The following is a 486-nucleotide window of genomic DNA, read 5'->3' as shown; positions in this document are numbered from 1 at the left end:
AGATCAATCAGTGGTGGGCGGCCAATATCGCCGCCGGCAAGGCCAGCGTGCTGTTCTGCTATTCCTTCGGCAAGGCGCAGCGGATTCTCCACGGCATCGACGAAACCCTTGGCCCGATCCTCAGCCACGGCGCGGTCGAACCGTTGAACCGTGTGTACCGCGATGCCGGCGTGTACCTGCCGCCGACGATTTATGCGGGCGACGTGAAAAAAAGCGACCCGATCATGCGCCAGGCGCTGGTCATTGCTCCGCCGTCAGCAGGCGGCAGTACCTGGATGCGTCGTTTCGGCGAGTTCAGCGATGCCTTTGCCAGCGGCTGGATGCGCCTGCGCGGGACCCGGCGGCGGCGCGGCGTCGATCGCGGTTTCGTCCTTTCCGATCACGCCGACTGGCCCGGCCTGCTGTGGGCGATCAACCAGACCGGCGCGGAACGGGTGATGGTCACCCACGGCTCGATCGGCGTGCTCGTGCGCCATCTGCGCGAAC

1 pseudogene is annotated in these 486 nt (G+C 66.0%); it reads left to right on the top strand.

The window, feature by feature from the left end:
• Nucleotides 1–486: pseudogene (locus J5M71_RS27675) on the top strand (DNA ligase-associated DEXH box helicase); the annotation flags it as partial.

Source organism: Pseudomonas sp. 43(2021), assembly GCF_017490805.1.
Lineage (GTDB): Bacteria > Pseudomonadota > Gammaproteobacteria > Pseudomonadales > Pseudomonadaceae > Aquipseudomonas.
This window is presented reverse-complemented; position numbering and strand designations above follow the sequence as displayed.